Annotated in this window: 6 protein-coding genes; 1 reads left to right on the top strand and 5 read right to left on the bottom strand. The window is 49.1% G+C overall.

The window, feature by feature from the left end; all coding sequences use genetic code 11:
- On the top strand, window positions 1-271 hold a 271-nt coding region (locus AC14M5_RS05855; protein WP_484028707.1), incomplete at its 5' end, for a hypothetical protein.
- Between the two features lie 987 nt (window positions 272-1,258).
- Here the strand turns inward: AC14M5_RS05855 and AC14M5_RS05850 are convergent.
- The 5 genes from AC14M5_RS05850 to AC14M5_RS05830 all read right to left on the bottom strand — a co-directional run bounded on the left by AC14M5_RS05850 (window position 1,259) and on the right by AC14M5_RS05830 (window position 6,348).
- Complete coding sequence (locus AC14M5_RS05850) at window positions 1,259-2,269, bottom strand: peptidoglycan DD-metalloendopeptidase family protein (RefSeq protein WP_484028706.1); 1,011 nt, start codon at window positions 2,267-2,269, stop codon at window positions 1,259-1,261.
- Window positions 2,270-2,455: 186 nt separating this feature from the next.
- Window positions 2,456-3,304 carry an ATP-binding cassette domain-containing protein gene (locus tag AC14M5_RS05845; RefSeq protein ID WP_484028705.1) on the bottom strand — a complete coding sequence of 283 codons (849 nt, stop codon included), beginning with the start codon at window positions 3,302-3,304 and terminating at the stop codon, window positions 2,456-2,458.
- Window positions 3,305-3,307: 3 nt separating this feature from the next.
- Window positions 3,308-4,420: an ABC transporter permease gene (locus AC14M5_RS05840; protein WP_484028704.1), complete on the bottom strand. Its 1,113-nt coding sequence runs from the start codon at window positions 4,418-4,420 to the stop codon at window positions 3,308-3,310.
- On the bottom strand, window positions 4,417-5,517 hold the full coding sequence (locus AC14M5_RS05835; protein ID WP_484028703.1) for an ABC transporter permease: 1,101 nt from the start codon (window positions 5,515-5,517) through the stop codon (window positions 4,417-4,419). Before AC14M5_RS05835 ends, AC14M5_RS05840 begins: the two co-directional genes overlap by 4 nt.
- Window positions 5,518-5,748: 231 nt before the next feature.
- Window positions 5,749-6,348, bottom strand: coding sequence for a methyltransferase (locus AC14M5_RS05830; protein WP_484028702.1), 600 nt, complete (start codon window positions 6,346-6,348; stop codon window positions 5,749-5,751).
- Between the last annotated feature and the right edge of the window lie 8 nt (window positions 6,349-6,356).

Here is a 6,356-nt window from a genome sequence, read left to right as displayed (position 1 = left end):
AAGGCGTCTGGTTTTTGGTGTTCCGCACAACACTTTGGCAACATTTTGGCAATTTTTTAGTCTGTTGTGGGAGATTTTTAAGAACATTTTTCGAACTAGGGGTTTTTCGACAGTCTCGTTAGCCCGCCATCAAATTTTGTGCATACCAGATGAAAGATTTCTTCAATCTCATGCAAATTTCAACAACACGACTTACACTCCCGCTATTGGCGCTCGTGATAGTAGCATGTGCTCCCGGACCCGCATCGCCAGTGAGCCCGAAAGTTATTGACACGCCTGTCCCTTCACCGTTGATGCGCCCGACAAACATAGATACTCCCACTTTTTCACCAACCGCAGTATTAGATCCCGCAATGTCAACACCATCTGCTGAGAGTAGGCGGCTAGGAGATATCCTGATGAAAATATCAGCCGATCTACCTTGCCAAGAATACGAGTGGTCGTCAATTGTATTAGTAGATGCTAGAGAAGCTCAATTCGAATGCTCATATAAAAATGGAGAGAATAAAAATACGATCTATATAAGTTTTCGACTTGGTGGAATCAATTAAGTCTTGAATGTTTCCATGGCTATATTGCAAGTAGCGACGAGAGTAGTTACCACGTAAAGGAACATGGCGAAAATGGTAAAATTTTAGATTCTTATACGCGCAAAGAGCGTTATTTTACTTGGGGTGCTCAAGGTGTCAGATTTATGATTATAGAGTTCATAGATGGAAACCAAAATTCTACACTACCTTCACCTGACCTTCGAGAGAAAATCTATGAGGGAGTTATGCGGTTGGGCTTAATCACTGGTGATGGAAATGATTGTGTGCAATAATAGAGTCCGAGTGTTTTTATTTTGGAGAATATTAATCAACTAACAGGGGGCTAACAAAGCGTACAGCAACTGTCACCAAGTTTTATTCGTTTTGATTTTGGTTCAACTATTGTTCTAGCGCCAGTTTCTGCCTTCATAGCCTGAGAATAATCTGCCCGGCGGGGTACATATCTTGTATACGGGCATAAGTTTCGTCCTACAGCGGAATACTTGTTTACGGGTATTCGATGGTTTCTCATAAACGATCATACCCCACTCCCCTGCTTTTCCAGCCGGGGAGTGTTTGTTTGAGAAGCAATCATGATACTAAGGCAAACACGGGCTGCAAGCTACAGGCAATGCAACCACTAGCTCAACTGAGTTTAGTGTTCTTAAATATCGTCACATTCCCTTCCGGTAGATTGAGATTCCCCCGCAGCGTGGCCATTCTGCTAATTATGGCAAATAGGCAAACGGATTCTGGAAGGCACCGTTTAGAAGGAGGCGGAAGTCGACATGGTTACCGGTCGAATTGCCAGTGCTGCCGGATTCGGCAATCTGTTGTCCTTTGCCAACAGTTTGCCCTGCACTGACCAGATTGGCCTCATTGTGTGAATAGTAGGTCTGATAGCCGTTGCCATGGTCAATGATCACCATATTGCCATACCCGGTATCGTCCCAACCGGAGAAAACCACTATCCCACTATCGGATGCAAAAACAGGCTGACGGAAGTCGGTGGCCAGATCAATCGCAGGGTGGCCGCTCCAGTATTCCTGGCTAAGGGTATAGGTATTGACCGGCCAGATAAAGTAGCCTGTTCCAAGGTTTGGAACTTCACCGGAATAGCCTCCCCTCGATCCGCCGGTCAGAGCCACGCCTGGTGCCTGCGCCTCCGACCATGAGATTGGGGCGACGCCAGTTGGAATGATGATCTGCTGGCCCACGGTCAATTGAGGAGGCTTTGTCAGATCAAAATTGTTGCCGAAGTATTCAAGGATTTCCTGTGCGGGTGTCTCATGGAGCCTTACCAGTGTTTCGAGCGTATCACCATCCTGAACGGTATGCAAAACACCATCCACCGGCAGAATATTTACGGTGTCACCGATCCTCAGGTTGCCTGCCATCACATTCAGATTCTCATTGGCCCATAAGATGGTTTCCGGTTGGATGTCGAACTTCTGCGCTATGGACCATGGCGAATCGCCTGGCTGCACCCGGTACTGAACCACCTTGTTGGACGTACGCTCTGGGATGTTGGTTTTCAGCTGTAAGCGACGAGTGATTCCACTACCTACAAACTGGGCCGAGATATTTGTATCCAGGGGCGGCAGAGATGGTGAGGGGTTTGTCTCGCTTTCAAAAACTGGTGCGGCTGTCGTCCCTGCCGGCTGCACTGAAATTACAAAGGCGGCCGCGATGGACAAAACACAGCCAACAATCAATAGAATATTGAATGTGCGATTCATATTTTTCTTTTCATGATTGTCACTGGTATTGATTGAGAAATGGATTGATGGTTCTTTCACTTGATGATATTGACTCAGAATACAAACCACTAGCGCCATTTTGCTGGTCAGACCGATAAGCAAAATGGCGCATGAGGTTGTAAGTGAATTCGGATTGATGAATTAAATCTCTTTGGCAAATGCTGTCTATAACATTACAGCAATGAATTTTTTTGGATCACTCGCAAACTCATCCCGACAGCCTTGTGCGCAGAAGGAATATATCTGGCCTCCCCATTCAGTACTGACCGCCTTTTCACGTTCGACTGACATGCCGCATACCGGGTCAATTGCCATGGTGACTGTTTCCTTGAACTCGCCATCTTCGAGCCACAGTACGCGGTCGGCGATGTCTTTGATGCGCTGGTCATGTGAGACGATGACCACACTGCGTCCCTGCTCTTTGGCGATGTTTCGCAATAAACGCATGATCTCGTGACCGATTTTCGAGTCCAGGTTGGCAGTGGGTTCGTCAGCCAAAATCAGGGCCGGGTCATTGACCAGGGCGCGGGCGATGGCGACGCGCTGTTTTTCGCCTCCCGATAATTTTTCGGGTAGAAAATTCAACCTTTCACCGAGTCCCAATTCAGTTAGGATTGAAGCGGCTTTTCGTCGCGCTGCACCAGACTTGGATCCCGCAAGTTCCGCCACAATCGCAACGTTCTCCAATGCGGTCAATGCGGAGAGCAGGTTGAAATCTTGAAAGATAAAACCAAACTGCTTGAGGCGAATATCCGGCAGACGATTTTCCGCCAGTGCGCTGATGGTTGTGCCGTTCAATTGGATCGCGCCTTCGGTTGGTTTGAGCAAAGCGCCGAGCATCGATAACAGCGTCGTCTTGCCAGAACCCGAAGGGCCCATGATAAGCACCACTTCACCCGGGCTAACGGTTAAGGATACATCGCGAACGGCGGTCACTTCAATTGCACCAGAGCCGTAACGCTTGGTGACGTGAGCGATCTGCAAAGTCTCACCTTGAGAAGGAAAGTTTGTCATTTTTTACCTGCCTCGAAAAACCATGGCCGGGTCCAACCCGGCAATCTGACGGATAGGGAGTATTGCCGAAACCGCGGCAATCACCAGAGAAACACTGCCTACCTTGAGTAGTGAAACGCGGCTTACTTCTAATAGAAGGTTTGAACCGAAGATGGGAATCACAACCGTGAGCAATAATGTGAGAGACAAACCGAAGAGAAAACCCAGGATCACACTTAATATTGCCTGTGCCAGCACTGTCAGGTAGAGATCAGTGTTGCGCGCACCGAGTGCTTTCAACATGCCATATTCCCGGCGGCGCGAGAGCGTGGAGGTGTATACGGTCAGCGCCATGACCGCCAACCCGATGAGAAAGCCAATTAGATTCATGATGGTGATCAAATCTGTGCTCATATCCTTGATTACCTGACGCTCCTGCGTGGCAAAGTCGTTTCTCGTCTGGGCAGTGACATCTCTTACTCGAGTCTCAATGCGGGCGGCGACAACTTCTGGAGATTCTCCGTCACTAACTTTCACCAGCAGAAAACTGACGGTATCGTAACTGCCGCGCATCTCTTCAAAATCGTCCATTGAAATGAAGGCCACCGAATTGACCAGGCTTGCAGTCCCTTCAGAAAAACCCGTTACTTTGAATTCATCACCGAGGATCTCAACTTCATCACCCAATGCAATACCAGATTTCTCAGCGATATTGCGATTAAGGATCGCTTCCCCTTCAGCAGGCAGGCTTTGCCCAGACGAGATACTCCACGGGCCGCCATATTCAGCGTTTTCCGGCAAGCCGATAATGTATGCCAGATTTCGTTCGTCACCCGCGACCACGTTGTTCGTCAGATAGTGGATGGGTGTGACCGAGGCAACGCCGGGCACGTACTTCACTTTCCTTGCGATGGAATCCGGTAATGATGAAGAGGCCATGTGCATGTTACGCACGTCAGCCTGCGAGACCCAAATGTCTGCGCCGCTGTGTTCAATGTAGGCTGTGACCTGTCGTTCAACGCCGGTGAATATCGCATCCAGCGAAAGGATGAGCAGCAATGCAAGCGCCACTCCGCCAACAGAAATGATGAGGCGGGCTTTGTTCTGAAAAAGGTTGCGGAAAGCCAGCCTGATCATTTGCGGAAGACCTCCGCCGGTGCAAGGCCGGCCATCACACGGGTTGGGAAAATGGATGCGATCAACGCCATGCCCAGGCCGGCAAGCAATGCCTGCCCGCTATCAACAGGGTCGAAGACGATCAGAAATTGAGGGCGGGCAGACATGATCCATTGAGCCGCGCCATTCGCCAACAAGATGCCGAGTGCTGACCCAGCTATCGATGCGAACAACGCCTGTGTCACCACGATTTGATAGAGGTAGCGATTTTTCGCTCCTATGGCTTTGATGACACCATACTCGCGTTGACGCTCAACTGTAGCGGTGTAGATGATCAAGCCAACGATCATTGTCCCAACCAGGAAGGCGATGCCAACCATTAGCTTGAGAGGGGCCGAGAAAACTTTAGCAAACAATTTGAGATCATTGGCAGCCATTTCCTTTTTGGTCAGAGCATTAACCCCGGACAGATTGTTTAATCGTTGAATGATGTCATCCAGATTCGCACCATCCGAGGTTGTTAGCAACAGGAAGCTGGTCGCATCCGAAACCAACAGTAAATCCTCCGCTGCCTCTTTTCGCACAAAGAAATAACTGGTCATCCAGGAGGTAGTCCCATTTGATAAGCCGACAACGGTGAAGTCTTTTCCCATGACCTCAACCTCATCTCCAAGTTTTAGGTCATGGCGGTCAGCGAAAATACGATCAAAGACTATTTCCCGCTTCGAACGCGGCTCGCGTCCTGCGGTCAGTTCCCAGGGACCGCCGCCCTGCTTTGGTTCATATCCGATCATGTAAGCAGGTTGTTTTTTATCATGCAAGTCGAGAATGACAAACTGTGAGAGGATGGGGACCGCTTCATCCACGCCTCGAATTGTTTCTGCTCTCTGGGCGATTCCCTCTGGCAACAGGGAGGTTGCTCCGAGCAGATTGACCACATCCTCCTGCGCCAGGATGATCGAGCCGGGCGAATGGTCGATGTACGAGGTGATTTGACGATTCATCCCGGTCAGAAAGCCTTTGAGTATCAGGATCAGCATGACAGCCAAAGCCACGCCGAAAATACTTAGAGCTAGACGGGTTTTGTCATGAAAGAGATTACGACGCGCAAGAGACACGGTCAGTTTCCTTTTGGAGTAATGGATTTATGCATATTTACAATATAGTACCGAACGAGTCAGGGCAGAAGCGCAAAACAGCGCAATTAATGTAGGCAAAACTACCTATTTGAAATGAAAAGCCGATAAGTAACTGCCGGGGTTGGTCTGAACTGAAATGCAACTATGAGTGCGCAGGTGCTGAGTTATCTACCCCAAATTGTTCATGAGTTTGAGATGAATGCTTTTCATTCAGCCTTGGAATATGCGCGGCAAAAAACGACCTGTGCGCTGCATGTATGCCCGGTACTCATCACCAAACTTCTCGATCAAAGCGGCCTCTTCGTCTCGAATCATGCTGACGACGGTACCAACAATCCAGCTAGTCCAGATCAGCCCAATAAACCAGTTTGCTGAGATCAGGAAATAGACGATGGTGACAAGAAAGAGGGCTGTATACATGGGATGCCGCACCAACTGGTATGGCCCGACCGTAATGAATGACTGATGTTCCTTCATAACTCCCGGCACAGAGAAGTTTTTACCGAGGGTATGATGAACCCAAAGGAGGAAAAAGATGCCTACCAGACCTAAACCAACGCCCAGCCATCGCCAGCCTGATGGCAAGGGCAGCGCCGCCCAGGCAAGCTGCTCAGGCGCAACGATGTAGATAACTGTTGGCACAATATTCAAAAAGCCCAATGTGCCAAACATAAGCTGGCGAAGGTCACCGCGTGGGCGAAAGAAACTCCTATCCGATTGCATGGCTAGGCGCGTGTAATAAATACGGATGGCAGTATAAATAGTCCCGATAACTGCCAGCGCGATACGAAAGATCAATTCAGTGTTCATGTCACATT

This window comes from Candidatus Villigracilis sp. (genome assembly GCF_057083605.1).
Note: the sequence above shows the minus strand (reverse complement) of the source record. Positions and strands in the feature narration are given on the sequence as shown.